Source organism: Amycolatopsis sp. NPDC047767 (assembly GCF_040704195.1).
Lineage (GTDB): Bacteria > Actinomycetota > Actinomycetes > Mycobacteriales > Pseudonocardiaceae > Amycolatopsis.
The window spans coordinates 174,128-198,610 of sequence record NZ_JBEYSJ010000012.1; the positions used below are offsets into that span (position 1 = coordinate 174,128).

Consider the following 24,483-nt stretch of genomic DNA (forward strand, 5'->3'; position numbering starts at 1 on the left):
GCCGTGTCCGAGGGACCGGGGGTGAATTGGGGACCGACCACGGGCACATACCGTAGTTCACCGCGCTGAGCGCCTTCAGCCGAAGGCGGTGAGAAGGCGTTCGACGTCGTCAGGGGTGTTGTAGAGGTGGAACCCGACGCGCACGCGACCGGCGCGTCTGCTCGCGACGAGGCCCGCCGCGGCGAGCCGCTCGGGGTCCGCGTCGAGCGACACGATGGCGGTGCCCCGGGGCGGGAGACCCAGGGCGGCGAGCAGGGAGTCCGCGAGGCCGACGTTGTGGTCACGGACCGCGGCGACGTCGAGGCCGGCGACGTACTCCAGCGCTTCCGCGGCCCCCGTGTGGGCGAACCAGACCGGGGAGAGGTCGAACGCGCGCGCGTCGCGGGCCAGGCGCAGGGGCAGGCCGTAGACCGTGGTCCAGGGGTCGTCCCCCGCGTACCACCCGGCGGCAACCGACCGCGTCCGCTCGTGGGCGCGCGGGTGCACGGCCAGCCAGGCGCACCCACGCGGCGAGAACAGCCACTTGTACCCGGCGCACACCACCCAGTCGGCCCACGCCACGTCCAGGGGCAGCCAGCCGGCGGCCTGCGTGACGTCGAGCAACACGGCCGCACCGCCGGCTTCCGCGGCTTCGCGCAGGGCCTCGGTGTCCAGGACGGTGCCGTCGGCGGACTGCACGAGGCTGACCGCCACGAGGTCGTGGCCCTCGACGTGCCCGGGCAGCTCGGCCAGCGGCCGCTCGGTGACCTCGACATCGGGCCGCGCGGCGAACGGGAAGGTCACACTGGTGAAGTCGCCGGCTGCGACCAGGACACGCGCGCCGTCCGGCAGGCCCACCGCGACGTTGGCGACCAGCTGCGACACGGACGCACCGATGGCCACCCGGTCACCCGGCACGCCGGCCAGCTGGGCGAAGGCCTCGCGCGAGCGCGCCACGGCCTCGTCGAAACCGCCCGGCAGGTCCTTGCCGTTTCGCCACCGCTGCACGGCCTCGGCCACGGCGTCCGCGACGGGCTCGGGTGGGATTCCGATGCTCGGCGTGTTGAGGTACCCGGCGGGAACGGCGAAGTCGGCTCCGAAGGCGTGCATGGGGTGGACGCTACTGAAGCGGGGGGAGCAATTCGGCTGCCTCGACGCCAGCAGGCTGACCGAGGCGCGCATGGTTCCCGCCGGCGGCGCGCCACGAAAGGGCTCGCCTGTGCCTACCTGCTGAACCGGCGGCAGCATTCCGGCCCTGTCGCAGCACGTCCGCGCCGCAACGCCGCGCATGCCTTCAGCTGACCGCCGCATCAGTGCAGGAGAGCGGAGGCAGGGTCGTTCTCCGGCGAAGCATTCCCCGCGCTACCGGGGCGGCGGCAGCAACCCCGCTACCTCGGCGTAGGACGGCGGAGGCAGTGGCAGCGAAGTCCCTTCGCGGGCGGCGTCCACGGTCGCCAGGGCGGCGGCCAGCGCGACGCGGTAGGGCGTCGAACCCAGGCTCACCCTCGCCACCCCCAGCTCGGCGAGGCCGGCCAGCGTGACGCGGCCCGGGAAAAACAGGACGTTGAGCGGCACGTCCACCGCCGCCACCACCTCCGCGACCTCACCCGGGTCGGCGAGGCCCGGGACGAACACCCCGTCGGCGCCGGCGTCGCGGTAGGCGCGGGCCCGTTCGGCCGCAAGGGAAACCGGGCCGGCGCCGAGCCAGTGGGTGTCGGTGCGGGCGTTGAGGAAAACGCCGGGCGCAGCCGACCGGACCGCGGCGATCAAGGCACTCTGGACCTCCACCGGCGCGAGTGTGCCGTCGGCGCGGCCGTCTTCGAGGTTCACGCCCACCGCGCCCGCGTCGGCGAGTTCCGCGACCAGGTCGGCGACCTCGGCCGGGTCCGCGCTGAAGCCGTCGGCGATGTCCACGCTCACCAGCACCTCCAGCGGCGCCAGCGCACGGGCCAGCGCCACCGTCGCCGCGCGCGACGCCGGGGCGCCGTCCGCCAACCCGGCGGCGGCCGACACGCCGAGGCTCGTCGTCCCGACCGCCGGGTGCCCCGCCGCGGCCAGCGCGGCCGCGAAGCCGAACTCCCACACATTCGGCAGCAGCAGGGGCTTCCCGGGCACGTGCAAGGCGGCGAACGAAGTCATGCCCGCGAACCTACGCGCGCAATGCTTCGGTGGCCGCCGAACCGACCCGCTCGGCTGCTCGCTGCGGCACCGCGGCAGCCGCCGAGCTGAGCACTCGACCTCCCCGCCAGGGGCGGCCGCCGCCCCAGTACTCCCCACGGACCACAGCGCGCGGGGCTCGGCAGCCGACGTGCCGCGCGCGCAACTGGCCACGACGCCGGCAGCCCGCCGACCAACCTCTCAACCACCGCCTGCCGAGTTCAGTCGCCATCCGACCGCCGGCTCAGCCCTCGCCCGCCGTGGTCGGCAGTCAACCGGAGGGCCGCTCGACGACCGCCTGTCGGGCTTCGGTCACTGCCCCAACCGCTGCCGCCATCGCCGCTGTCGCAGACGCTCGGCGGTGCTCGCTCAGCTGCCGCCCGCCATGATTGCCGTGCGGCGGGTGCGCAGGAGGGCGCGCAGGGCCGGGGCCGCGGGGCCGGAGGTCTGGTCCAGCGCGGTGAGGCGGGCGGCGTGGTGGCGGGTCGAGCGGCGGGTGAAGCCCACCTGGGCCGCCGCGGCGAGGGAGGTCAGGGCGGCGGCGCGGGTGTCCACTTTGGACAACGGCGCGTGCAGGGCTCGGTCCACAGTGGCGCGGACCGCGTCGGCCGGAGATCGGTCGTCGAGGCGCAGGACTTTGCGGCGAAGGAGCGGCGTGACGTGTGGTTGCAGGAGTCCGGCGGCGGCCAGCTGAAGTTCCAGGGAGCGGAGGGTGTCGGTCGAGTCGTGGCGTAGCAGGCGGCGCCAGCGGGTCGGGCCGGCGGCGGTGAGGTCGGTGAGCAGGTCGTCGAGGAGCAGGTCGCCGGTGGGGCCGGAGCCGGCCGCCGAAACACGGCCGCCGGTTGTCGTCAAGTGGCCGCGCAGCAGGAGGTCCGTCGCGGCGGACGCGCGGACGAGCAGCGCGGCGCGGTTGCGTCTGCGGATGCGGCCCGTGTCCGGGTCGCACGCGAGGAGGTAGGCCTGAGCGGCCAGCGAGAGAGTCATTGGCGCTTCACCAGCGGCCAGATCCGGTCCCACGATTGCGTCCTTCCCGAGTAGAGCCACACGAGTCCCGGTACGACCTCGGTCACCGACGTGAAGTAGGGCTTCAGCAGTCCCGGGTCGAAGCCGGTGAAGAGCACGTCGTGCGCACGGTCCGGTGGCCGGTCGAAGTACCAGTAGCCGCGGTGTCCACTGTAGACGTCGGTGATCCCGTACCGCGGGCCGTAATACTCGACGGCCGCGGCGAACGGGTAGATCTCCGCGTACACGGCCGTCTGCGCCTTCACGCCGGGTGGCAGCGAGGAGTACGTCTGCCCGACGACGTCGGCGACCTGCTTCTGCGCCGTCTCGCCGCCGGCGAACACCGTGCCGAGCGAGAAGGGCCCGAACGCCGTCGCCGTGACCGACGCCGGCCACACCGGCAGCGCGGCCACGGTGACGGCGGCCGACAGTCCGAACGCGATCCCCACCGGGATCCGCCACCAGCGCACCAGGTCGCGCCGGCCCAGCTCCGTGGCGGCGGCCGCGAACGGCAGCGCGTAGAGGCTCATCATGTAGTACGAGCGACCGTGCGTCAGCACCACCACCACGGTGACCAGCAGCAACGCCAAGGCGAGGTACCGGTACGGCCGCAGCGCGGGCGAGCGGAACAGGCGCCACACGCCGTAGAGCAGCGCCAGCACCCCGACGCCCATCCCCGCGCCGAGCAGCCCGTCGCGCGCGAAGGCGAGGTAGCCGGGGAACTCCGCGGCGACGACGTCGGCCATGTGCGGGTACGGCCAGTCGTGCGTGGCCTGCCAGACGAGCGCCGGAATGGTGGCGGCCACCGCGATCAGCGCGCCCAGCCACAGTTTCGGGCGGCTCAGCAGGCGGCGCGGGCCGAGGACGGCCGCCGACACCAGCACGGCGGCCCACAGCGCGGGGATAAGGAACTTGACCTCCAGCGACACCGCCGTGACGACGCCGGCCCACACGAGCAGGCCGTCGCGGCGCGTGCGGGTCCACCGGACCAGCAGGAAAACGACGACCGTCCACAGGAACGGGTCCAGTGCGTAGGTGGAGATCCAGTGGCTGAGGACGACCAGGTTCGACGTGGCGTACAGCCCGGCCGCCATCAGCTGCGCGGGCCGGCGGCCGCCCAGTTCGCGGGCGATCAGCGCGGTGATCACCACGCCGGCGCCGACCGCGAGCGCCATCGGCAGCCGGAACGCGAGCAGCGAACCGGGGAACAGGCGGTCGAGCGTGCCCGCGAGCAGCGGGACGAGCGGTGGCTGGTCGAAATACCCCCAGGCCGGATGATCTCGACCAGCCACCAGGAAGTAGAGCTCGTCGAAGCCGTGCGCGTAGCGGACGCTCGTGAGCACAAGCAGCGCCGCCGCCAGCACGGCCACGGTGAGCACCGGCAGCCGGGCGAACGGGGCGATCTCCCCCGTGCCGGTCTCGCGGCTCGTCATGAGGCTCGTCATGATCCGAGTCCACCGCGCCGGGCCGGGTCCGCGTAACGGTGATCGGTAGCCGGTGAAGCCGACGAACGTTGTCCCGCGCGCAACTTTCGTTGCGGGTCCTCCCCCGGCCGGTGCGATTCCGCCGCGGCGGTCCGGACCAGCCGTTACCGTGACGAGCGTGAGCGAAGTACGGCGTGGAACCTGGCCCCGGCCGGCGGACATGGTCTGGTTGCTGGTCGCGGCGCTCCTGTTCGCCGGGCTCGACTTCGCGTTGCACTGGGCCGGGCCGACGAGCGGGGTCCTCGGGCCGTACGCCGGGCTGGTGCTGCGGCTCGCCTGCGACTTCACGCTGCTGGCGGTGTTCCGCTTCCCCGACGCGGTGGCCGGGGTGCTCGTGGTGGCGTCGCTGGCGATGCTGGCGTCGGACCTGTTCTGGCCCGGGCTGCTGGTCCCCGCGCACCAGCCGAGCCTGATGACGGTGCCCACCATCACGCCGGTGGTGCTGAGCCAGCTCCCGAGGGTGATGGACCGGCGGCGGTTGCTGTGGATCGGCGGGGTGCTGGCGGTGCTGGCGACGAGGCCGTGGGACCCGGCGTGGAACACGACGCCGTTCGGGCTGCTGAGCACCGCGCTGCCGGTGGCGGTGGCGCTCTACTTCGTGGCGCGCCGGGACCTGCTGCGTTCGCTGCGCGACCGGGCCGAGCGCGCCGAACGCGAGCAGCACCTGCTCGCGGAGCGGGCCCGTGCCGAGGAACGGCGACGGCTCGCGGGCGAGATGCACGACGTGGTGACCCACCGGCTGAGCCTGATGGTGCTGCACGCGGGCGCGCTCGGCGTGGTGTCGACGGACCCGTCGGTGCGCTCCGCGGCCGAGGACATCCGCCGCGAGGGCGCGCACGCGCTCGACGAACTGCGTGATCTGGTGGGCGTGCTGCGCGACGGGTCGAGCATCGAACCCCCGGTCGCTTCGCCGGCCCCGGTCGCTTCCCCGGCCGACCTGGTGGCCGAGTCGGTGGCCGTCGGCGTGGCCACGGAGCTTTCGGTGAGCGGCGACCCGGAGCAGGTGTCGCCGACGGTGGCGCGCACCGCGTACCGCGTGGTGCAGGAGGCGCTGACGAACGTCCGCAAGCACGCGCCGGGTTCGTCGGCCGCAGTGACGCTGCGGTACCACTCGGGTGGTCTCGACGTGTGCGTCACCAACACCCGCGGGTGCCGGCCGCCCGACCCGACGCTCGCGGGCAGCGGCTCGGGCGCGGGGCTGAGCGGGCTGCGCCAGCGCGTCGAGCTCGTCGGCGGGCAGCTCGAATCCGGGCCCGAGCCCGGCGGCGGGTTCCGCGTCGGTGCGATACTTCCCGCCTACGTCCCGACGACGGAAGGTGCGCCCCGGTGATCACGGTGGTCGTGGCCGACGACGAGCCGATGGTCTGCGCGCACCTGCGCACGATCCTGGGCTCGGCCGAGGACCTCACGGTGGTCGCCTCGGCTTCCGACGGCGCCGAAGCGGTCGAGGCCGTCGTGCGGCACCGCCCCGACGTCGTGCTCATGGACCTGCGCATGCCGGGCGTCGACGGGCTCACGGCGATCGCCCGCATCGTCCAGCTGCCCGACCCGCCCGCGGTCGTCGCGCTGACCACCTTCGACGCGGACACCTACGTGATCCGGGCGCTGCGCGCGGGCGCCGCGGGCTTCCTCGTGAAGTCCACGCCGCCCGAAGACCTCATCGGCCTCGTCCGCGTCGCCGCCGACGGCCACACCGTCCTGTCCCCCTCCGCCGCGCGCCGCCTCGTCGCACTGTCGGCCGACGGCCACGCCCGCACCGACTCGGCGCTGCGCCGCGTCGCCGCCCTCACCGACCGCGAACGCGACGTCCTGACGTGCCTCGGCGAGGGACTGTCCAATGCGGACATCGCCGGGCGCCTGCACCTCGCGGAAGCGACGGTGAAGAGCTACGTGTCGCGGATGCTGGTGAAGCTGGAGTGCGCGAACCGGACGCAGGCGGGCCTGCTGGCCCACGAGGCGGGGTTGGTCAGCCGCTGAGGCGGCACCGCGGCAGGGGTCGGCGATCATGGCGGACTTCGTGCACGTCGACGACAAGCGGCGGAAGTCCCCTGGTGCGCACCGGCGACGTCACTCAGAACAGCTTCTCGGCCGACGAGCTGGAGCGCTTCTCCGGGTAGCGCCGGTTCGCCGGCCGGATGCACTTTCAGGGCGTCGGCGTCGCGATCGACGGCGGGTACGCCGAGTACGCGGTTCTCCCCTCGCTCAACGCGATCGAGGTCCCGCGCGAGGTGGACCCCGTGGCCGCGACCACGATCGCCGACGCCATCGCGACCCCGGTGCACATCGCCCGCCGCGCGGGGCTCGGGCCGCGCACGCGGGTCGCGGTCCTGGCGGCCGGCGGAGGGGTCGGGCTGCACATGGTCCAGGTGGCGCGCGCGTACGGGGCCGACGTGGTGGGGCTGGACGTGGTGGCGGACAAGCTCGAATACCTCGAGCAGCAGCTGGGGGTGCGGGCCGCCGACTCGTCCGACTTCGGTGCCATCGCGCTTCCGCCGGCCTGGGCGGGAAAGGCCGACGTGGTGATCGACCTGTACGGCCGGGCGCCCGCGCAGCGCTGGGCGCTCGACCACCTGGCGAAGAACGGTTCGCTGATGTGCCTGACCTCGATGCTCGACGAGGAGTTCACGGTCTCTTCGCGTGAGCTCGTCCTGTCCCAGCTCGCCGTGCTCGGCTGTCGGTACGCGTCGCGGTACGAGGTCGGGCTCGCCGCCGCGCTGGTCACCTCCGGACGCGTCCGGCCGTTGGTGAGCGCGGTGGTGGGGCCGGAGGAAGTACCCGCCGTGCACGAGCGGATCCGGTCGGGGTCCTTTCCCGGCCGCGCCGCGCTGGTGTCGTGATCCCCGGGATCAGAGGTACTGGACCAGGCAGAACTCGTGCTGTTCGGGGTCGGCCATCACGACGACGACACCCTCGACGTAGTCGTGCCGTTCCCCGGTCGACCGCCCGCCCAGAGCGAGGACCTGGGCGACGCCCTGGTCGATGTCGTCGACCGCGACGTCGAGGTGCAGCCGCACCTTGCCGTGCTTCGGCTCGGTCACAGGCTGGAAGACGAGGCGGGGCTGCGGGTCGCCGGCGCGGCCGAGGTAGACCCAGCCGGGCCGGGACCGGTCCGGCGGACGGTCCAGCAGAGCGCTCCAGAACCCCGCGACCCGTTCCACGTCAACGCAGTCGACGGTCACGCCGACCCAGCGGTTCGGCACGTCCCCGGCGCTCAGGCCGAGGCCGGCGCGTGTTCCGCGTCGAACGCTTCGCGGGCGGCGGTCACCTGGTCCATGTGGTGGCGCGCCCAGCCGGCGAGCATGTCGAGGGGCTCGGACAGGTTGCGGCCCAGCGGGGTGAGCTCGTATTCCACGCGGGGCGGGATGACGGGGTACGCGGTGCGCGTGAGGATGCCGTCGCGGACGAGGCTGCGCAGCGTTTGCGTCAGGACCTTCTGGGAGATGCCCTCGACGCGTTTGCCGATCTGGGTGAAGCGCAGCGGGCCGTCGCGCAGCGAGCCGACGATGAGGACGGTCCACTGGTCGCCGATGCGGTCGAGGAGCTGACGGGTCGGGCAGTCGCGGTCGTAAGGGTTTCCCAGCACCACAGGCCTCCTCGATGTCACTCTCCCGAAGAGAGTAACACTCCTGGGTGCCACCTGGACACCGCCGCACCCCCAGCGCAGCGCTGCCCACACCCGGGCGCCGGAACCTTACGGAGCGACCCGCGAAGTCTCCGCCACCAGACCCGCCACCACGCGGCCGATGAACCGCCCCAGCACCAGCCGGTAGAACCAGCCCGTCCCCGGCACCTTGCCCGTGAACGACGAGTGCCAGTGGATCTCCGTGCCGCCGTCGACCGGGGTCAGGTCGACGTACGCGCGGTAGTCACGCAGGGGCAGGCCGCTGCGCAGGGCGTAGCCGAACCGGCGGTCGGGAACCAGCTCGATCACCTCCTCGCACGAGCGGGTGCGCCCGGTGCGGAAGACCCGCAGCGCGCCCAGCCCTTCGCGTTCCGACGAACCCGCCCGGGCCAGTTCGAACGAGCCCAGCGGCGACCAGCGCGGCCAGCTCTCGCCGTCGCGCAGGAGCGCGTAGACCGTCGCCGGGTCGGCGGACGTGCGGGCCCGGACCGAGATTCTTTGCATCAGGCCTCCTCAACCGTCATGTACCACGTGGTACATGTACCATCCGGTACATGACGGAGGCAAGGGCGAAGCTCCTCGACGCGGCCGTCGAGCACATCGCGCGGAACGGGGCGGACCACAGCCTTCGCGCATTGGCGACGGCGCTCGGCACGAGCCACCGGATGCTCATCTACCACTTCGGTTCGAAGGAAGGCCTGCTCACGGAGGTCGCGCGCGAGGTGGAACGCCGGCAGCGCGCCGTGCTGGCCGACCTCGACCCCAGCCTGCCGCCGGACGAGCTGGCGCGCGTGTTCTGGCGCCGGCTCACCGACGAGACGCTGCGGCACAACGAAAAACTCTTCTTCCAGCTCTACGGCCAGGCTCTCGGCGGCACGCCCGGCACGGCGGAGTTCCTCGACGGCGTGATCGACGGCTGGCTCGCGCCCGTCGAGGCGCTGCTCGAACGGCTCGGCGTGCCCGAGCGGCACCGCGCGGCGCAGGCCCGGCTCGGTCTCGCCGTGGCGCGCGGGCTGCTGCTCGACCTCGTCACCACGGGCGACCGCGAAGCCGTCGACGCGGCGATGGAACGCTTTCTGACCCTGCAGAACGCCGGTTTCTTGCAGACCTGACCCTTGACTTGACGTTTTCCTGCATACACGATGCATCCGTGCAGGACGAAGCCAAAGTCAGCGAGCTTGACCGGCGCATCGTCGCCGCGCTGCAGCTCAACGGGCGCGCGTCGTGGGGCGCGATCGCCCGGCACGTGGGCACGAGCGAGTCCACCGTGCTGCGCCGCGCCGGGCAGCTGACGGAATCCGGCCAGTTGCGCGTGATCGGCGTGGTCGACGTGCTGCGCTGCGGCCTCGGCGTGCCGGTGCTGGCCCGGCTGCGGTGCCGGCCGGGCACCGCCACCGCCGTCGCCGAGGCGCTGGCCGCGCGGCCCGAGGTCCGCTACGCCACCGTGCTCGCCGGCAGCGCCGACTGCTCCGCCGAGTTCGTGCTCCCGACCTACCGCGACGTCGCCCGTCTGCAGGGCGACTTCCCCGCGGCCGACAACGTCCGCGACGCCGAGACCTTCGCCGTGATGCGCACGTTCACCTCCAACCACGACTGGAACTCCGGTGAGCTCAGCGCGGAGGCGGCGGCCGAGCTGCGCGGCGGCGAGGTGCGCCCGTTCGAGGAACAGCACTGGGAACGCCCGCCGGAGCACCTCGACGAGCTGGACCTCGCGATCAGCGCCGCCCTCGGCGAAGACGGCCGGCTCTCGTTCAAGGAGGTCTCGCGCCAGGTCGGCACGAGCGAGTCCACCGTCGCGCGCCGGGTCGACTCCCTCGTGCGCCGCGGCTGCCTGCGGTTCCGCACGCTCGCCGAGCCCGCGATGTTCGGCTACGCACTGGAGTTCATGCTCTGGCTCTCGGTCGTCCCGGCCGAGCTCGACCGCGCCGGGCAGCAGCTCGCCGCGCACCCGGGCACGAAGTACCTCAGCGCCACGACCGGCCGGTTCAACCTCGTCGGCCAGATCGTGCTGCGCCACTACGGCGAGCTCTACCGCCACACCACCGACGTCGTCGGCGCCCTGCCAGGCCTGCGGGAAGCCGACGTGACCCTGCAGGTCTCGACCCTCAAACGCGCCTGGTCGCCCACGCCCGCGGCGACAGCAACCCGGGAGGAAGCATGACCGAACAACCGTGGCTCTGGGACGAGAAGACGTGGCGGGGGCACGTCGAGCACGTCCGCGCCGGCCGCTCGCTGCGCCCGGCTTCGTGGCCCGGCGGCGCGAAGGTGGCCGTGGCGCTGTCGTTCGACTCCGACCACGAGACGCCCGCCCTGCGTGACGGCGAAGTGCTGCCCGGAAAGCTCGCGCAAGGCGAGTACGGCGCCCGCGTCGGCGTGCCGCGCCTGCTCAAGCTGCTGGACCGCTTCGGCGCGCCCGCGTCCTTCTTCGTCCCCGCCGTGTCGGCCCTGCTGCACGACGGCGAGGTCAAGTCCTATGTGGACGCCGGGCACGAAGTCGCGTTGCACGGCTGGATCCACGAACGCAACACCGCGCTCACCGAGACCGAGGAGCGCGACCTCGCCTTCCGCGCCGCCGACGTGCTGGACCGCCTCACCGGCACCCGTCCGGTCGGCATCCGCACGCCGTCGTGGGACTTCTCGGCGCACACGCTCACCATCACGCGCGAGCTCGGCCTGAAGTACGACTCCTCACTGATGGCCGACGACGACTGCTACGAGCTGCTCGAGAACGGCGAGCCCACCGGCGTCGTCGAGCTGCCCGTGGAATGGATCCGCGACGACGCGCCGTACTTCATGATGGACCGCTTCGCCTCGCTGCGGCCGTACACGCCGCCGCGCGGGGTGCTCTCGATCTGGCGCGACGAGTTCGACGCCGCCTACGCCGAAGGCGGGCTGTTCCAGCTCACCATGCACCCGCACATCATCGGGCACCGTTCGCGCGTCGCGATCCTCACCGAGCTGCTCGACCACATCAGCGGCCACGACGGCGTGTGGTTCGCCACCCACGCCCAGGTCGTCGACCACGTCCTCACCAGCGGGGAGGCCCGCCCATGACCACGGTCCCGTCCACTTCGGACACGTCCGTCGCCACCCACCGGCTCAACCCGCAGCAGCGCAAGGCGATCGTCGCCGGCTCGATCGGCAACACCGTCGAGTGGGTCGACTGGGCGGTCTACGCCACGTTCTCCCCCATCTTCGCCGGCCAGTTCTTCGCCGGTGGCAACGAAACCGCGGCCCTGCTGTCCACGTTGGCCGTGTTCGCGGTCGGCTTCGTGATGCGGCCGATCGGCGGCGCGGTGCTGGGCGCGTACGCGGACCGGCGTGGCCGCAAGAAGGGCCTCACGCTCACCATCTCGCTGATGGCGGCCGCGTCGATCGTGATCGCGGTCTGCCCCACCTACAGCCAGATCGGCGTCGGCGCCCCGATCGTGCTGTTGCTGGCCCGGCTCGTGCAGGGCTTTTCGGCGGGCGGCGAGTTCGGTTCGTCGTCGGCGTTCCTCATCGAGTCGGCCGCCGCCGGGCGCCGCGCGTTCGCCGGTTCCTGGCAGCAGGTCTCCGTCGGCGCCGGCACGCTCATCGCCGCGCTGCTCGGCACCATCCTCAACTCGACGCTGTCCGACTCCGCCCTGCACGGCTGGGGCTGGCGGCTCGCGTTCGGCGTCGCCGGGCTGCTGGGCCTGGTCGGGCTGTGGCTGCGCCGTTCGGTGCACGAGACGGAGGCGTTCGGCAAGACTACCGCCCTGCCGCGCCGCAACCCCGTCGTCGCGATGTTCCGCGACCACCCGGGCGCGGCGCTGCGCGTGGCCGGCGTGACGATCGCGGGCACGCTCATCTACTACGTGTGGGTCAGCTACATGCCGGCCTACGCCCACCTCGCCACCGGCATCCCGCTCAAGACCGCGCTGCTGGCCAACACGCTGGCGATGCTCGTGTTCATCTGCCTGCTGCCCTTCGGCGGCCTGCTGTCCGACCGCATCGGCCGCAAACCCACGATGACCGCGTTCGCGGCCGGGTTCGTGATCTTCGCGTGGCCCGCGTTCCACTTCCTGGCCAACGGGTTCTGGAGCGTGTTCGTGATCGAGCTCATCGGGCTCGTGCTGATCGTCGGCTACTCGGCCAACTGCGCCGTGATCATGGCCGAGCAGTTCCCACCCGAGGTGCGCACCACCGGCATCGGGCTGCCCTACGCGCTGGCCGTCGCCGTGTTCGGCGGCACCGCGCCGTACATCACGACCTGGCTCAACGCCAACCACCACGGGGACCTCGTGTGGATCTACGTCGCCGTCGCCGCCCTGATCGGTGTCGCGGTGTACCTCACGATGCCCGAGACGAAGGGAAAGCAGCTCTAGTGCGCACCGTCCTCGTCACCGGTGCCGCGGGCGGGATCGGGGCCGCGATCGCGGCCCGCTTCGCCGCCGCGGGCGACCGGCTGGCCGTGTCGGACCTGCGTCCGGCCGAACTGTCCACAGTGGCCGAAAAGCTGCGCGCCGACCACGGCGTGGCCGTGACCGAGCTGCCCGGTGACCTCGCCGACGCCGCCTACGCCGAAGGCCTGGTGGACGCGGCCGGCGCGGTCGACGTGCTCGTGAACGCCGCCGGCATCTACCCCGCCACTCGCCTCCTCGACATGACCGCCGAGCGGTGGGACCGCGTGCAGGATGTGAACGTGCGGGCCGCGGTGCTCACCACCGTCGCGTTCGGGCGCAAGCACGTGGCCGCCGGGACCACCGGCACGGTCGTGAACATCTCCTCCGGCGCCGCCACCCGCGCGCGGCCCGGCGCTTCGCACTACGCGACGTCGAAGGCCGCGCTGGAGATGGCGACCAGGGCGTGTGCGGTGGAGCTCGGACCGCACGGCATCCGCGTCAACGCCGTGAGCCCCGGGTTCGTCACGGTCGACAGCGAAGCCAATCCCGTGACCGAGGCCTATGCCGCGGCCGTGTCGGTGAACCCCCTCGGCCGCCGCGGCGCGCCGGGTGAGATCGCCGACGCGGTGTTCTGGCTGGCCGGCCCGGAGGCCGGGTGGATCACGGGCACGGTGCTGCGCGTCGACGGCGGCTCGACCGCGGGTGCGGCGGGCCTGCCGTTGCACTGGTCCGGCGAGACCGCGGTCCAGAAGGGAACCACGCATGTCTGAGCGCTCGTACACGGTGGTCGGCGGCGGCGCGATCGGCGGCACACTGGCATTCCACCTTGCCAAGGCCGGGCATCCGGTGGTGGTCGTCGACGCGGACGCGGCCCACGTGGCCGCGATCAACTCAGGGGGACTCACCCTGGTGCGGCCCGAAGGTGCCGAGCGCGTCGACCTCCCCGCGTTCGTCCCCGGCGAGGCACCGCCGGACCTGGGCCGCGTGCTGCTCGCGGTGAAGGCCCAGGCCACGGAACACGCCATGCAGTGGCTCGAACCGCGGCTGGCCGCCGACGGATTCGTGGTGTCACTGCAGAACGGGCTCAACGAGCAGCTCATCGCGTCGTTCGTCGGCGCCGGGCGCACGGTGGGCGCGTTCGTGAACCTCTTCGCCGACGTCGCCGAACCTGGCGTGGTGCGCGACGGCGGGGCCGGCGCCCTGGTTCTCGGCGAGCCCGACGGCCGGATCACGCGCCGTGTCGAGGAGGTCGTGGCCGACCTGCAGGCGTGGGGCCCGGCGCAGGCGACCGCCAACGTCGAGGGTTACCTGTGGGCCAAGCTCGGGTTCGGCGCGATGCTGACCACGACAGCGCTGGCCGACGCGCCGATGGCCGACCTCATCGACCGGCACCGGCCGCTGATGCACGCGCTCGCCGCCGAGGTGTTCGCGGCGGCCGGCGCGCGCGTGCTGGAGCCGTTCGACCAGTTCGACCCGGCCGCGTACCTGCCGGGTGCCGACGGGCGGGAGGCGGCGACGGACCGGCTCGTGGCCTGGCTGCGCACGATGCCGAAGGACCGCAGCGGGATCTGGCGTGACATCGCCGTGCGCCACCGCCCGGTGGAGGTTTTCCACCACTACGCGCCGGTGCTCGACGAAGCCGCCGAGTTGGGGATCGGCCTGCCGCTGCTGACCGCCGTGCTCAAGCGCCTGGGCGATGTCGAGGCCGGCACACCGATGTCCGAGGACCACCTCACCGAACTGGAGGCACACCTGTGACCGGGATCCGGGAGCTGCACGAGTGGGTGCGCGCGCACCGCGACGACCTGCTCTTCGACCTCGCCGAGTACGTCGGCATCGAGACTCCCAGTGACGACAAGGAAAGTCTCACCCGCGGGCTGTCCTGGGTGGACGGCTGGCTGCGTACCCGGCTGGGCGAGCCCGCAGCCGTGCGCGACGTCGACGGCGGCCGCCACGGCGACATCAAGATCTACGACTACCCCGGCGCCGGTGAGCAGCCCGTGCTGCTGCTCTGCCACTACGACACGGTGTGGCCGCTGGGCACGCTCGCCGAGTGGCCGTTCAGCGTCGAGGGCGACCGCGCGACGGGGCCGGGGATCTTCGACATGAAGTCCGGCCTGGTCCACGCCGTGTGGGCGCTGCGCGCGCTCGACGCGGCGGGGCTGCCGCGTCCGGCGATCCGGCTGGTCCTCAACGGCGACGAGGAGCTCGGCAGCCCCGCCTCGCGGCAGGCGATCGAGGAGGCGGCCGCGGGCACTCGCGCAACCCTGGTGTTCGAAGCGAGCGCCGACGGTGCCGTGAAGACCTCGCGCAAGGGCGTCGGCCTGTTCCAGGTGCACGCGAAGGGCGTGGAATCCCACGCGGGCCTCGACCCGACGAAGGGCGCGAGCGCGATCGACGAGCTGGCCCGGGCGATCCTGGCGCTGCACGCGCTGACCGACCTCGACGCCGGGACCACCGTGAACGTCGGCGTGATCTCCGGCGGCAGCAGGCAGAACGTGATCGCCGGGTCGGCGCGTGGCGAGATCGACGTGCGCGTGTCCAGCGCCGCCGAAGCCGCCCGCATCGACGCCGGTGTCGCTTCGCTGACCGCCCACGACCCGCGGGCCACCGTGGTGGTGGAGGGCGGCTGGAACCGGCCGGTGATGGAGCGATCCGAGGGCATCGCGCGGCTTTACGAGCTCGCGCGCGACCTCGCGGCCGAGCTGGGCGTGACCCTGCGCGAATGCTCCGTCGGCGGCGCCAGCGACGGCAACTTCGTGGCCGCCCTGGGCCACCCGGTCCTCGACGGCTTCGGCGCCGTCGGCGACGGCGCGCACGCGCGGCACGAGCACATCAGCGTCGCGGGCATGCTCGAACGCACGGCGCTCGCGGCGGCGGTCCTGCACCGGCTCGGCACGGAGTAACGCACCCCGCCCACGGCCGACCCCTCACCTTCCGGCGCTCCGACGAGCGCCCCGATGTGGCGTTCGGTGCGTTGAACGCACCCAACGCCGCATGGGGGGTGCGTTGGCCTGGGCCGGAGGGAAGCGCGGCGGTCGCGGCCCGGGCTTTACGAAGCCCGAACATTCGCCCCACACCCCTCGTACACCGGGACGAGAAGGTACTGCCCGTACCCGGAACTCACCGGTCACGAGAGGGAGAACGAACGATGCGAGGAACCACCTGGACCCGGCGGCTGGCGTTGGCGGGCGCCGGTGTCGCGGCCGGGCTGCTGGTCGCGGCGCCGCTGGCCGTGGCGGACACGAGCGCGCCGCCGGCACCCTCGAGCGTCGCGCCGATCACGCTCAGCCCCGAGGAGTCGCAGCAGGTCTGCGGCGACTGGGTGCCCAAGCTGCAGAAGCGCGCGAAGAACCTCACCGACCGCATCAACGGCGGCGCCGAGGTCGCCGGCTCCGTCGCGAACCTCAAGGCGCGCGCGGCCGACCAGAAGGCCAAGGGCCACACCGCGGCGGCCGACCGCCTGCAGAAGCGCGCGGACAAGCGCCAGAGCCGCATCGCCCAGCTCGGCGACGCGACGAACAAGCTCAACACGTTCGCCACGGCCCACTGCAAGCCCGCGGGCACGAAGTGAGGCCGGCCCGGCTCGCGGCCGCCGTCGCGGCGGCCGCGCTCGTGGCCCTCGGCTGCACCGCCTGCAACGGCGGCGACTCCGCGGCCCCGTCCAGAGGCGGCTCCCCGGCGACGAGCGAACTCAACGGCATCCAGTCGACCCTGGACAGCATCGAGTCCGACATGGCAGGCGACGGCTCGCCTTGAGCCAGGCAAGCGGCGACGCACGGTGAACCGCCCACGGCGGGCCACCGCCCGCTGTGGGCCCGCCATCAGCCGCGACGGCCCGCGCCCTCCGAACATCGCGGCGTCCGACAGCCACGCCGGCCGCAGGCCGGGCATGGCGGGTGACGGCTCCCCTCGAGCCACGACACGCGAGGGTTCACGACGAGCCGGCTGCGGCGGGCAACAGCCCGCCGCAGCCCGAACATCGTCCGCGACGGCCCGCAAGGGACATCGCGGGCGCACGACAGCCACCCGACCCGCAAGCCGGGCAGGGCAGGCGACGGCTCGCCTTGAGCCGCGTAGCCTCTGCGTCGACGTTGGCGGAGAGGGAGAACGGGAGCCCGCGATGGGGTCAGCCGGGCGGGGGCTCGTCCTCGTCGTCGAGGATGAGGCCGCGATTGCGGAGCTGGCGGCGATGTATCTGCGGCGCGACGGGTTCGGTGTCCACGTGGAGTCGGACGGTGCGGCCGCGCTGGGGGCCGTGCGGCGGCTCAAGCCGGTGGCCGTGGTGCTCGACATCGGACTGTCCGGAATGGACGGGATCGAGATCTGCAAGGCGTTGCGCGCGGCCGGCGACTGGACGCCGGTCCTGTTCGTCACCGCGCGCGACGACGAGCTCGACCGCCTGCTGGGCCTCGAGATCGGCGCCGACGACTACCTCACCAAACCCTTCAGCCCGCGCGAGCTGGCGGCGCGCGTGCGTACGGTGCTGCGCCGGGCGTCCGGCGGCACGCCGGCCGCCGAGACGTTCGAGTGCGGCGGCGCGCGCGTGGACGTGACGAGCCGCCGGGCGTGGGCGGGCGAGCAGGAGGTCACGCTGACGTCCACGGAGTTCGACCTGCTCACCCACCTCGTGCGCCACCCCGGCCGCGTGCTCTCGCGCGACCAGCTGCTGTCCGCCGTGTGGGGCTACGCGGCCGCGGCGGGCACGCGCACGGTCGACGTGCACGTGGCTCAGCTGCGCGCGAAACTCGGCGCGCACAGTCCGATCAGGACGGTGCGCGGCATCGGCTACGCTGCGGACGCCGGATGAGAGGCACGCTCGCGCTGCGCATCACGGTCGTGTGCCTCGCGGTGGCGGGGATCGCCGTGATCGTCTCGGGCCTGGTGGCGACGCGGCTCGTGCGCACCACCGCCGACACCGTGCTGCAGCAGTCGCTGAAAGCCCAGGCCGACGTGGTCGCGACGCAGCTCGACGACACCGGCATCGGCAACCGCCTCGGCGTCGGCAAGGTCGCCGACGTGGTGCGCGGCCAGGGCATCGCCGTGGTCGTCCGGCGGCCCGGCGGCCAGGACGTGGGCGACGCGACGTCGACCCGGGTGGCCGAACGCGCCGGGCTCGCGTCGGGCACGAACCAGTCGGACCGCGTGACGGTGGACGGGCAGCAGTACCTCGTGGAGGTCCGCACCGTCGGCCCGCGCGCGGCCGCGTTCGCGCTGGTCCAGCCCGCGCGCAGCGGCGAGGCGACGCAACGCGCGCTGGTGCGCAACATCGCGCTCGCGCTGGGCATCGGGCTGCTGGTCGCCGCCGTCGCCGGTTACGCGTCCGGACGGCTGCTCGGCCGGCCCCTGCGGAAGGCGGCGGCCGCGGCCGTCAGCCTGCGCACCGGCCGGCGCGACGTGCGCGTGCCGGTGGAGGGACCCGTCGAGGTCGCCGAGGTCGCGGGCTCGCTCAACGAACTCGCCGACGCCCTGGCCCACAGCGAAGCCCGCCAGCGCGAGTTCCTGCTGTCGGTGTCCCACGAGCTGCGCACCCCGCTCACCGCCGTGACCGGCTTCGCCGAGGCCATCGCCGACGGCGTCGCCGAGGGCCCCGGCGCGCGCCGCGCGGGCGGGACCATCCACCGCGAGGCCCAGCGCCTCGAACGCCTGGTCAGCGACCTGCTCGAACTCGCCCGCCTCGGCGCCGACGAGTTCCGCCTCGACCTCGCGACCCTCGACCTGGCCGCGCTCGTCGGCGACCGCGCGCAGGTCTGGCGGCTGCGCTGCGAACGCGAAACCGTGCCCCTCTACGTCGACACGCCCGCCGCCCCGGTGCTCGTCACCGCCGACGCGCGGCGCCTGCAGCAGGTGGTCGACGGCCTCGCGGAAAACGCGCTGCGCGTGACCCCGGCCGGCGCGCCGATGGTGTTCTCCCTGGTGGTGGACCAGGGCCACGCGCACCTCGCCGTGCGCGACGGCGGCCCGGGCCTCGCACCGGAGGACTACGCCGTGGCCTTCGAGCGCGGCGTGCTGAACAAGCGCTACCGCGACCGCCGCCCCGTCGGCTCCGGCATCGGCCTGGCCCTGGTCCACGGCCTGGTCGAACGCATGGGCGGCGCGCTCCGCGCCGGACCCGCCCCCGAAGGCGGCGCGGCCTTCACGATCACGCTCCCCCTCGCAGCTGCGCCGCCCGGTCCGTCACGTCCATGAGCGCCCAGTGCTCGACGATCCGCCCGTCGCGCACCCGGACCATGTCCATGCTGGTCACGGCGTACGACCGGCCGGTGGAGACCTGTGTGCCGGTGCTCGTGTAGCGGTTCACGGAGAACTCGCCGTCGCTCACGTTCTGCTCCACGCGCACCGCGAGGTCACGGAAGTCCGCGAGGAACTCGCCGCGGCTGATCGCGGCCCACTTCTCGCGCCACGCGGCGATGCCGACGTGGTCGCCCCCGGCGCCGCCGCGGTGGTCGATCACGTCCGGGTCCACGTACTTCAGGCCTTCCTCGGTGAACGCCGTCTCGACGATCCGGCGGTGCACCTCGGCCGGGGTGAGTTCGCTGCTCATGGCCGCGTACCCTAAGTGGGGAACTCCCCACTTGGCAATCCCCGAGGAGGCCGGCCGTGACACCCCGGGCCGACGCACGTGATAACCGGGCGCAGCTCGTGCGCGCCGCCCGCGAGGTGTTCGCCGCCGAGGGCAGCGACGCGCCGCTCGACCGCGTGGCCAAGCGGGCCGGCATCGGCAACGCCACGCTCTACCGCCACTTCCCCCGGCGGCGCGACCTGCTCGCGACGGCCTACGCCGAAGAGGTCGAGACCCTGCGCGCGCAGGGCGAGGCCCTGCTGGCACACGAGGACCCCGAAGCGGCACTGTTCACGTGGCTCGGGCTCTTCCTCGACCACGTCCGGGACAAACGCGACCTCGCACTGTCCATAACGGACGATCCCGGCGGCGACCGCGAGGAGCTTTTCGCCCGCTGGCACCGGGTGATGACCGACACAGCCACCGCCCTCGCCACCCGCGCCGGTCTCGCCGAGGAGGTCGAACCCCTCGACCTGCTGGTGCTCACGACGGGAATCGCCTTGTCCGGCGCGGAAAAACCCCGCGTCGAACGGCTGCTGCGCGTGATCCGCCGGGGCAGCACCGGCCCCGGTCAGGCCGGCGCCGGCCAAGCTCGCACGGGTTAAGCTCACGCTGTGGAAATGCTGCACCTGCGCTACTTCGTGGCCGTCGCCGAAGAGTTGAACTTCTCGGCGGCCGCGCGGCGGCTCCACATGGCCGCGTCGCCGTTGAGCCAGCGGATCAAGGACCTCGAGCACGAGCTCGGCCAGAAGCTGTTCGACCGCAGCACGCACCACGTCACCCTCACCGCCGCGGGCACCGCGTTGCTGCCGATCGCGCGCGACGTGCTGGAGCAGGTGAACTCCATCCCGTGGCGGCTGCGCGAGGCGGCGAAACCCCAGCGCAGCACCGTGTTCCTCGGCATGCCCGCGGGCGTGCACCCGGACCTGCGCGACCGCGTGACGGCGCTGGCCGAGCGGGTGCGCGAGCGGTTCGAGCTCAAGCGGTGGCCCGGCGCCAGCCCCGACCTCGTCGACGCCGTGCTCGACGGGCGGCTCGCGCTGACGCTGGCGCGCGTGCCCGTGACCGATCCGGCGCTCGAAGCGCTGCCGGCGATGTCGGAACGGCTCGGCGCCGTGGTGCCCGCCGACCAGTTCACCGGCCGCGAGTCGGTGAGCCTGGCCGAGCTGTCCGGGTTCGCCTACATCTCCTCCCCCGAGGAATCGACGCCGGCTTATTTCGAGCAGCTCGACCACCAATTGATGTCGCTCGGTATCAAAAAACGGCTCAAGCCGGGGAACACCGGATATTCGGGCGTCTCGGAAATCATTTCCTCCGGGCTGGCGTTTTCCATTTCCATGCTCGACGAGGCCAGCCCCATGCACCTCTACCGGCTCGAGAACGTCGCCGTGCTCCCTTTCACCGATTTCCGGCCCGAGCTGGAGACCAACCTGCTCTGGCGACGTGACCGGGGCGACAGCGGCGACCTGGCCGAGCTCGTCGCCGCCGCGCGCGAGATCTTCGCCGAACCGCTGACCAGCTGAAACAGCGCAAGAATGGTATGATCGCTGCGGTCATACCATTCTTCGCGACATGATCATTCCCTTTCTTCACCTGCGCCACTAACTTCGGTGGCAGAGCAAGAACAGCAGGTGCGAAAGGATCGAAGATGGACGAGCAGAACACCGCCACCGGACCGCTGGACGGGGTGCGCGTGATCGACCTCTCGACCGTGGTGATGGGCCCGTACGCGGCGCAGATCCTCGGTGACCTGGGCGCCGACGTGATCAAGATCGAGTCCCCCGCCGACACCGTCCGAGTGGGCCAGTACCGCACCACGCCGGGGATGACCCCGCTCAACCTCAACGTGAACCGCAACAAGCGCAGCGTCGCCCTGAACCTCAAGGACGCCGGCGAGCGCGAGCAGGCGCTGGCGCTGATCGACACCGCCGACGTGCTGATCACCAACATGCGCCCCGGCGCCCTGGCGCGGCTCGGCATGGACTACGCCGAGGTCGCGAAGCGCAACCCGGGCCTGATCTACGCCCACGCGCAGGGCTTCCGCAGCGACTCCGACCGCGCCGGCAACGCCGCGTACGACGAGACCGTGCAGGCCGCCTCGGGCCTGGTCGACATCGCGAACCGCGCGATCGGCAAACCGGTCTACCTGCCGACCATCCTGGGCGACAAGGTTTCCTCGCTGACGATCGTCTACACCGTGCTCGCCGCGCTGCACCACCGCGACCGCACCGGTGCCGGCCAGCGGATCGAGATCCCGATGACCGACACGCTCATCGCGTTCAACCTCGTGGAGCACCTCGCCGGGCACGTGTTCGAGCCGGCGCAGGGCCCCACGGGCTTCCCGCTCTCGATGTCGCAGGGCCACCGCGCCGCGCCGACGAAGGACGGCCTCGCCTGCGTGATCCCCTACAACCCGCAGAACTTCCGCGACTTCTTCGCCGCGGCCGGGCGCGCCGACCTCGTCGAGGACCCGCGCGTGAACGGCGAGGCGATCGACAACGCCGACGTCGACGCCCTCGCGGAGCTCATCGACGAGTGCGCCCCCGCGCTCACCACCGCCGAATGGGCCGAGGTCTGCGCCAAGCACAGCATCCCGTTCGCGCCGGTCCTCGAACTGGACCACGCCCACGAAGACGACTACGTCCGCGAAGGCCACCTGCTCGACACCGTCGAGCACCCGACCGAGGGCACCATCCGCACGGTCGGCATCCCCGTGCGCTTCTCCGCCACGCCCGGCTCGATCCGCCGCCCGGCCCCGGTCGCCGGCCAGGACACCGCCGAGGTCCTCGCGGAACTCGCGAGCCGCTGAACCCCGGTCACAGAGCACCAGTCGCAGAAAAGAAGTGACGTCATGACCACCGAAGTGCGCACCGAACGGATCGGTACCACGCTGCTGATCACGATCGACCGCCCGCAGGCCCGCAACGCCGTGAACGCGGCTGTCGCGGCCGGGCTGGCGGAAGCGCTGGACACGCTGGAGGGCGACCCGACGCTGCGGGCGGGTGTCCTCACCGGCGCCGAGGGCACCTTCAGCGCCGGCATGGACCTCAAGGCCGCGCTGGCCGGCGAAAGCCCGGAGATCCCGGGCCGCGGGTTCGGCGGGCTGACCGAGGCCGAGCTGACCAAGCCGCTGATCGCCGCGGTCGAGGGCTGGGCCATGGGCGGCGGGTTCGAGCTCGCGCTGGGCTGCGACCTGATCGTCGCCGGCGAAGACGCGAAGTTCGGGCTGCCCGAGGTGAAACGCGGCCTCGTCGCCGCCGGCGGCGGCCTGATCCGCCTGCCCAAGCGCCTCCCCCACCACCTCGCGATGGAGCTGCTGCTGACGGGCGAGCCGATCACCGGCCGCCGAGCCGGCGAGCTCGGCTTGGCCAACCGCGTGGTCGCGGCCGGCGAAGCGCCTGCCGTCGCCCTGCAGCTGGCCGAGCTGGTCACGCGGAACGCGCCGCTGGCGCTGGCCGCCGTGAAGAAGATCGTGCGCGCCGCCGACGGGGTTCCCGAGCCCCGGGCGTTCGCCGCGCAGCGGGAAGAGCTCAAGACCCTGATGACCTCCGCCGACGTCCGCGAGGGCATGACCGCCTTCGCCGAGCGCCGCGCGCCCCAGTGGACCGGACGGTGACGACCATGAAGCAAGAAGACGTCCTGCGGCACGTGATCACGCCGCTCGTGAACCCCGCGTTCGCGCCGATGGTGCCGCGGTTCACCGACCGCGAGTACCTCAACATCGTCTACCGCACCGACCCCGAGGCCCTGCGCGCCGTCGTGCCGGAACCCCTGCGGATCGAAGAGCCGCTCGTGCGCTTCGAGGTCATGAAGATGGGCGACGTGAGCGGCTACGGCCCCTACACCGAGTCGGGCCAGGCCATCCCGGTCACCTTCGACGGTGAGCGCGGCGAGTACCTGCACGCGATGTACCTCGACAACTTCCCGGCCACCGCGTCGGGCCGCGAGGTCAGCGCCTACCCGAAGACCATCGGGGCGCCGAACCTCTATGTCGACAACGGCGCGCTCGTCGGCACTCTCGATTACGGCACGCTGCGCGTGGCCACCGCGACCATGGGCTACAAGCACTTCTCGCTGGACGTCGAGGCCGCCGAAACCCAGATCACCGTGCCGACGTTCATGCTGAAGATCATCCCCGGCTACGACGGCGCGCCCCGCGTGATGGAGCTCGTCCGCACCGAGATCACCGACGTCGTCGTGAAGGAGGCCTGGACCGGCCCCGCGCGGCTGCAGCTGTTCGAGCACGTGCTCGCCCCGCTGGCCGACCTTCCGGTGCGCGAGATCGTCTCCGCGAGCCACATCCTCACCGACCTGACCCTCGCCCCCGTCACGCCGGTCCACGACTACCTGAAGGGAGCACAGCGATGAGCACCGAATTCCGCACCGCAGCCGTGATCGGAGCCGGCACGATCGGCCTGTCCTGGACCGCGCTGTTCGCCGGCCACGGCCTCACCGTCAAGGTCAGCGACCCGCGCCCCGACCTCGCCGAGGCCGTCGCGAACGCCCTGGCCGAGTTCACCCCGCACCTCGCCGCGCAGGGCCTCGACGTCGAAGGAATCGCCGACCGCGTGCAGATCGCCGACAGTGTCGCCGACGCCGTGCGGGACGCCGACGTGGTGCAGGAGAACGGCCCGGAGAGCGTCGAGTTCAAAAAGGACCTGTTCGCCACACTGGTGGAAGCCGCGCCGAAGCACGCGCTGCTGCTGAGCTCGTCGTCGGCGATCCCGTCGACCGCCTTCACCGGCGAGCTGGCCGACGCGAGCCGCGTCCTCATCGGACACCCGTTCAACCCGCCGCACCTCATCCCGCTCGTGGAGGTCGTGCCGGGCGAGCGCACCGGCGAGGACGCCACCCAGGCGGCCGTCGACTTCTACACCTTCCTCGGCCGCGTGCCGGTGGTGGAACGCAAGGAGATCCCCGGCTTCGTCGGCAACCGCCTGCAGAACGCGCTGAGCCGCGAGGCGATCTACCTCGTCGAGCAGGGTGTGGTCGCGCCCGAGGACCTCGACAAGGTGATGACCAACTCGCTCGGCATCCGCTGGGCCACGGTCGGCCCGTTCCTCGGCTCGCACCTGGGCGGCGGCCCCGGCGGCTACCGGCACATGGCCGAACACATCGGCCCGTCGATGAAGAAGATGTGGGCCGGCCTCGGGCAGCCCTCGCAGACCCCGGAAGAAACCGAACGGCTCGTCGAAGCCGTCGAAAAGGCTTACGGCTCCTCCACGTACTCGCAACTCGCCGAGGCGCGCGACCGCAAGCAGATCGTAGTCCTGTCCGCATTGGACGCTGCTCGCAAGGAGGAGAACTGAC

General features: G+C 72.6%; 28 protein-coding genes. 20 read left to right on the top strand and 8 right to left on the bottom strand.

Features of this window, described 5'->3' with window-relative positions; all coding sequences use genetic code 11:
• Positions 1-75: 75 nt before the first annotated feature.
• The 4 genes from AB0878_RS22750 to AB0878_RS22765 form a co-directional block, all read right to left on the bottom strand.
• On the bottom strand, positions 76-1,089 hold the full coding sequence (locus AB0878_RS22750) for an aminotransferase class V-fold PLP-dependent enzyme (protein WP_366582239.1): 1,014 nt from the start codon (positions 1,087-1,089) through the stop codon (positions 76-78).
• Positions 1,090-1,341: 252 nt separating this feature from the next.
• Entirely contained in the window at positions 1,342-2,118 is a 777-nt protein-coding gene (locus AB0878_RS22755; protein ID WP_366582240.1) for an isocitrate lyase/phosphoenolpyruvate mutase family protein, read from the bottom strand.
• 387 nt (positions 2,119-2,505) lie between these two features.
• Positions 2,506-3,120 carry a GPP34 family phosphoprotein gene (locus AB0878_RS22760; RefSeq protein WP_366582241.1) on the bottom strand — a complete coding sequence of 205 codons (615 nt, stop codon included), beginning with the start codon at positions 3,118-3,120 and terminating at the stop codon, positions 2,506-2,508.
• The gene (locus AB0878_RS22765; RefSeq protein ID WP_366582242.1) at positions 3,117-4,583 is read right to left on the bottom strand and encodes a glycosyltransferase family 39 protein; all 1,467 of its coding nucleotides are present in this window, start codon (positions 4,581-4,583) and stop codon (positions 3,117-3,119) included. The genes AB0878_RS22760 and AB0878_RS22765 overlap by 4 nt, the downstream gene beginning before the upstream one ends.
• Positions 4,584-4,740: 157 nt before the next feature.
• Between AB0878_RS22765 and AB0878_RS22770 the strand changes: the two genes are divergently transcribed.
• The 3 genes from AB0878_RS22770 (at position 4,741) to AB0878_RS22780 (ending at position 7,459) form a co-directional block, all read left to right on the top strand.
• Positions 4,741-5,952 carry a histidine kinase gene (locus AB0878_RS22770; RefSeq protein WP_366582243.1) on the top strand — a complete coding sequence of 404 codons (1,212 nt, stop codon included), beginning with the start codon at positions 4,741-4,743 and terminating at the stop codon, positions 5,950-5,952.
• Entirely contained in the window at positions 5,949-6,599 is a 651-nt protein-coding gene (locus AB0878_RS22775) for a response regulator transcription factor (RefSeq protein WP_366582244.1), read from the top strand. Before AB0878_RS22770 ends, AB0878_RS22775 begins: the two co-directional genes overlap by 4 nt.
• Positions 6,600-6,757: 158 nt before the next feature.
• A complete protein-coding gene (locus AB0878_RS22780) occupies positions 6,758-7,459 on the top strand; it encodes a zinc-binding dehydrogenase (protein ID WP_366582245.1) in 702 nt (233 codons plus the stop codon).
• Between the two features lie 9 nt (positions 7,460-7,468).
• Here the strand turns inward: AB0878_RS22780 and AB0878_RS22785 are convergent, their stop codons facing one another.
• From AB0878_RS22785 to AB0878_RS22795, 3 genes are all read right to left on the bottom strand, one after another.
• Positions 7,469-7,822, bottom strand: coding sequence for a VOC family protein (locus AB0878_RS22785; RefSeq protein ID WP_366582246.1), 354 nt, complete (start codon positions 7,820-7,822; stop codon positions 7,469-7,471).
• A gap of 11 nt (positions 7,823-7,833) precedes the next feature.
• Positions 7,834-8,205, bottom strand: coding sequence for a helix-turn-helix domain-containing protein (locus tag AB0878_RS22790; RefSeq protein WP_366582247.1), 372 nt, complete (start codon positions 8,203-8,205; stop codon positions 7,834-7,836).
• A 108-nt stretch (positions 8,206-8,313) separates the two neighbouring features.
• On the bottom strand, positions 8,314-8,748 hold the full coding sequence (locus AB0878_RS22795; protein ID WP_366582248.1) for an SRPBCC family protein: 435 nt from the start codon (positions 8,746-8,748) through the stop codon (positions 8,314-8,316).
• A gap of 50 nt (positions 8,749-8,798) precedes the next feature.
• On the opposite strand from AB0878_RS22795, the gene AB0878_RS22800 reads away from it, so the two are divergent.
• From AB0878_RS22800 to AB0878_RS22850, 11 genes are all read left to right on the top strand, one after another.
• Complete coding sequence (locus AB0878_RS22800; protein ID WP_366582249.1) at positions 8,799-9,356, top strand: TetR/AcrR family transcriptional regulator; 558 nt, start codon at positions 8,799-8,801, stop codon at positions 9,354-9,356.
• A gap of 38 nt (positions 9,357-9,394) precedes the next feature.
• Complete coding sequence (locus AB0878_RS22805) at positions 9,395-10,405, top strand: Lrp/AsnC family transcriptional regulator (protein WP_366582250.1); 1,011 nt, start codon at positions 9,395-9,397, stop codon at positions 10,403-10,405.
• Entirely contained in the window at positions 10,402-11,298 is an 897-nt protein-coding gene (locus tag AB0878_RS22810; protein WP_366582251.1) for a polysaccharide deacetylase, read from the top strand. The genes AB0878_RS22805 and AB0878_RS22810 overlap by 4 nt, the downstream gene beginning before the upstream one ends.
• Positions 11,295-12,593 (top strand): MFS transporter, encoded by a 1,299-nt coding sequence (locus tag AB0878_RS22815; protein WP_366582252.1) that lies wholly within the window; start codon positions 11,295-11,297, stop codon positions 12,591-12,593. The genes AB0878_RS22810 and AB0878_RS22815 overlap by 4 nt, the downstream gene beginning before the upstream one ends.
• Positions 12,593-13,381, top strand: coding sequence for an SDR family oxidoreductase (locus AB0878_RS22820; RefSeq protein WP_366582253.1), 789 nt, complete (start codon positions 12,593-12,595; stop codon positions 13,379-13,381). Before AB0878_RS22815 ends, AB0878_RS22820 begins: the two co-directional genes overlap by 1 nt.
• On the top strand, positions 13,374-14,369 hold the full coding sequence (locus tag AB0878_RS22825) for a 2-dehydropantoate 2-reductase (protein ID WP_366582254.1): 996 nt from the start codon (positions 13,374-13,376) through the stop codon (positions 14,367-14,369). Before AB0878_RS22820 ends, AB0878_RS22825 begins: the two co-directional genes overlap by 8 nt.
• Entirely contained in the window at positions 14,366-15,517 is a 1,152-nt protein-coding gene (locus tag AB0878_RS22830) for a M20 family metallopeptidase (RefSeq protein WP_366582255.1), read from the top strand. Before AB0878_RS22825 ends, AB0878_RS22830 begins: the two co-directional genes overlap by 4 nt.
• Before the next feature lie 245 nt (positions 15,518-15,762).
• Positions 15,763-16,185 (top strand): hypothetical protein, encoded by a 423-nt coding sequence (locus AB0878_RS22835; protein ID WP_366582256.1) that lies wholly within the window; start codon positions 15,763-15,765, stop codon positions 16,183-16,185.
• Entirely contained in the window at positions 16,182-16,370 is a 189-nt protein-coding gene (locus tag AB0878_RS22840) for a hypothetical protein (RefSeq protein ID WP_366582257.1), read from the top strand. The genes AB0878_RS22835 and AB0878_RS22840 overlap by 4 nt, the downstream gene beginning before the upstream one ends.
• A 364-nt stretch (positions 16,371-16,734) precedes the next feature.
• Positions 16,735-17,421: a response regulator transcription factor gene (locus AB0878_RS22845; RefSeq protein ID WP_366582258.1), complete on the top strand. Its 687-nt coding sequence runs from the start codon at positions 16,735-16,737 to the stop codon at positions 17,419-17,421.
• Positions 17,418-18,800, top strand: a complete 1,383-nt coding sequence (locus tag AB0878_RS22850) for a HAMP domain-containing sensor histidine kinase (protein WP_366582259.1) — start codon at positions 17,418-17,420, stop codon at positions 18,798-18,800. Before AB0878_RS22845 ends, AB0878_RS22850 begins: the two co-directional genes overlap by 4 nt.
• Here the strand turns inward: AB0878_RS22850 and AB0878_RS22855 are convergent.
• Entirely contained in the window at positions 18,754-19,155 is a 402-nt protein-coding gene (locus AB0878_RS22855) for an ester cyclase (RefSeq protein WP_366582260.1), read from the bottom strand. The two genes, AB0878_RS22850 and AB0878_RS22855, sit on opposite strands and share 47 nt — an antisense overlap.
• Before the next feature lie 56 nt (positions 19,156-19,211).
• Here AB0878_RS22855 and AB0878_RS22860 point away from each other — a divergent pair, with 56 nt between their 5' ends.
• From AB0878_RS22860 to AB0878_RS22885, 6 genes are all read left to right on the top strand, one after another.
• Positions 19,212-19,778, top strand: a complete 567-nt coding sequence (locus AB0878_RS22860) for a TetR/AcrR family transcriptional regulator (protein WP_366582261.1) — start codon at positions 19,212-19,214, stop codon at positions 19,776-19,778.
• A gap of 9 nt (positions 19,779-19,787) precedes the next feature.
• Positions 19,788-20,696, top strand: coding sequence for a LysR family transcriptional regulator (locus AB0878_RS22865; RefSeq protein ID WP_366582262.1), 909 nt, complete (start codon positions 19,788-19,790; stop codon positions 20,694-20,696).
• Between the two features lie 125 nt (positions 20,697-20,821).
• Positions 20,822-21,982, top strand: a complete 1,161-nt coding sequence (locus tag AB0878_RS22870) for a CoA transferase (RefSeq protein WP_366582263.1) — start codon at positions 20,822-20,824, stop codon at positions 21,980-21,982.
• A 42-nt stretch (positions 21,983-22,024) separates the two neighbouring features.
• On the top strand, positions 22,025-22,789 hold the full coding sequence (locus AB0878_RS22875) for a crotonase/enoyl-CoA hydratase family protein (RefSeq protein ID WP_366582264.1): 765 nt from the start codon (positions 22,025-22,027) through the stop codon (positions 22,787-22,789).
• A gap of 5 nt (positions 22,790-22,794) precedes the next feature.
• Complete coding sequence (locus AB0878_RS22880; RefSeq protein WP_366582265.1) at positions 22,795-23,541, top strand: acetoacetate decarboxylase; 747 nt, start codon at positions 22,795-22,797, stop codon at positions 23,539-23,541.
• Positions 23,538-24,482 carry a 3-hydroxyacyl-CoA dehydrogenase NAD-binding domain-containing protein gene (locus AB0878_RS22885; protein WP_366582266.1) on the top strand — a complete coding sequence of 315 codons (945 nt, stop codon included), beginning with the start codon at positions 23,538-23,540 and terminating at the stop codon, positions 24,480-24,482. The genes AB0878_RS22880 and AB0878_RS22885 overlap by 4 nt, the downstream gene beginning before the upstream one ends.
• Position 24,483: the final 1 nt, after the last annotated feature.

Coding starts and splice junctions, on each gene's coding strand:
- AB0878_RS22765 (WP_366582242.1), bottom strand. CDS start 4,583: ATGACGAGCCTCATGACGAGCCGCGAGACCGGCACGGGGGAGATCGCC.
- AB0878_RS22815 (WP_366582252.1), top strand. CDS start 11,295: ATGACCACGGTCCCGTCCACTTCGGACACGTCCGTCGCCACCCACCGG.
- AB0878_RS22870 (WP_366582263.1), top strand. CDS start 20,822: ATGGACGAGCAGAACACCGCCACCGGACCGCTGGACGGGGTGCGCGTG.
- AB0878_RS22845 (WP_366582258.1), top strand. CDS start 16,735: ATGGGGTCAGCCGGGCGGGGGCTCGTCCTCGTCGTCGAGGATGAGGCC.
- AB0878_RS22880 (WP_366582265.1), top strand. CDS start 22,795: ATGAAGCAAGAAGACGTCCTGCGGCACGTGATCACGCCGCTCGTGAAC.
- AB0878_RS22760 (WP_366582241.1), bottom strand. CDS start 3,120: ATGACTCTCTCGCTGGCCGCTCAGGCCTACCTCCTCGCGTGCGACCCG.
- AB0878_RS22810 (WP_366582251.1), top strand. CDS start 10,402: ATGACCGAACAACCGTGGCTCTGGGACGAGAAGACGTGGCGGGGGCAC.
- AB0878_RS22800 (WP_366582249.1), top strand. CDS start 8,799: ATGACGGAGGCAAGGGCGAAGCTCCTCGACGCGGCCGTCGAGCACATC.
- AB0878_RS22875 (WP_366582264.1), top strand. CDS start 22,025: ATGACCACCGAAGTGCGCACCGAACGGATCGGTACCACGCTGCTGATC.
- AB0878_RS22780 (WP_366582245.1), top strand. CDS start 6,758: ATGCACTTTCAGGGCGTCGGCGTCGCGATCGACGGCGGGTACGCCGAG.
- AB0878_RS22750 (WP_366582239.1), bottom strand. CDS start 1,089: ATGCACGCCTTCGGAGCCGACTTCGCCGTTCCCGCCGGGTACCTCAAC.
- AB0878_RS22855 (WP_366582260.1), bottom strand. CDS start 19,155: ATGAGCAGCGAACTCACCCCGGCCGAGGTGCACCGCCGGATCGTCGAG.
- AB0878_RS22835 (WP_366582256.1), top strand. CDS start 15,763: ATGCGAGGAACCACCTGGACCCGGCGGCTGGCGTTGGCGGGCGCCGGT.
- AB0878_RS22825 (WP_366582254.1), top strand. CDS start 13,374: ATGTCTGAGCGCTCGTACACGGTGGTCGGCGGCGGCGCGATCGGCGGC.
- AB0878_RS22795 (WP_366582248.1), bottom strand. CDS start 8,748: ATGCAAAGAATCTCGGTCCGGGCCCGCACGTCCGCCGACCCGGCGACG.
- AB0878_RS22885 (WP_366582266.1), top strand. CDS start 23,538: ATGAGCACCGAATTCCGCACCGCAGCCGTGATCGGAGCCGGCACGATC.
- AB0878_RS22755 (WP_366582240.1), bottom strand. CDS start 2,118: ATGACTTCGTTCGCCGCCTTGCACGTGCCCGGGAAGCCCCTGCTGCTG.
- AB0878_RS22850 (WP_366582259.1), top strand. CDS start 17,418: ATGAGAGGCACGCTCGCGCTGCGCATCACGGTCGTGTGCCTCGCGGTG.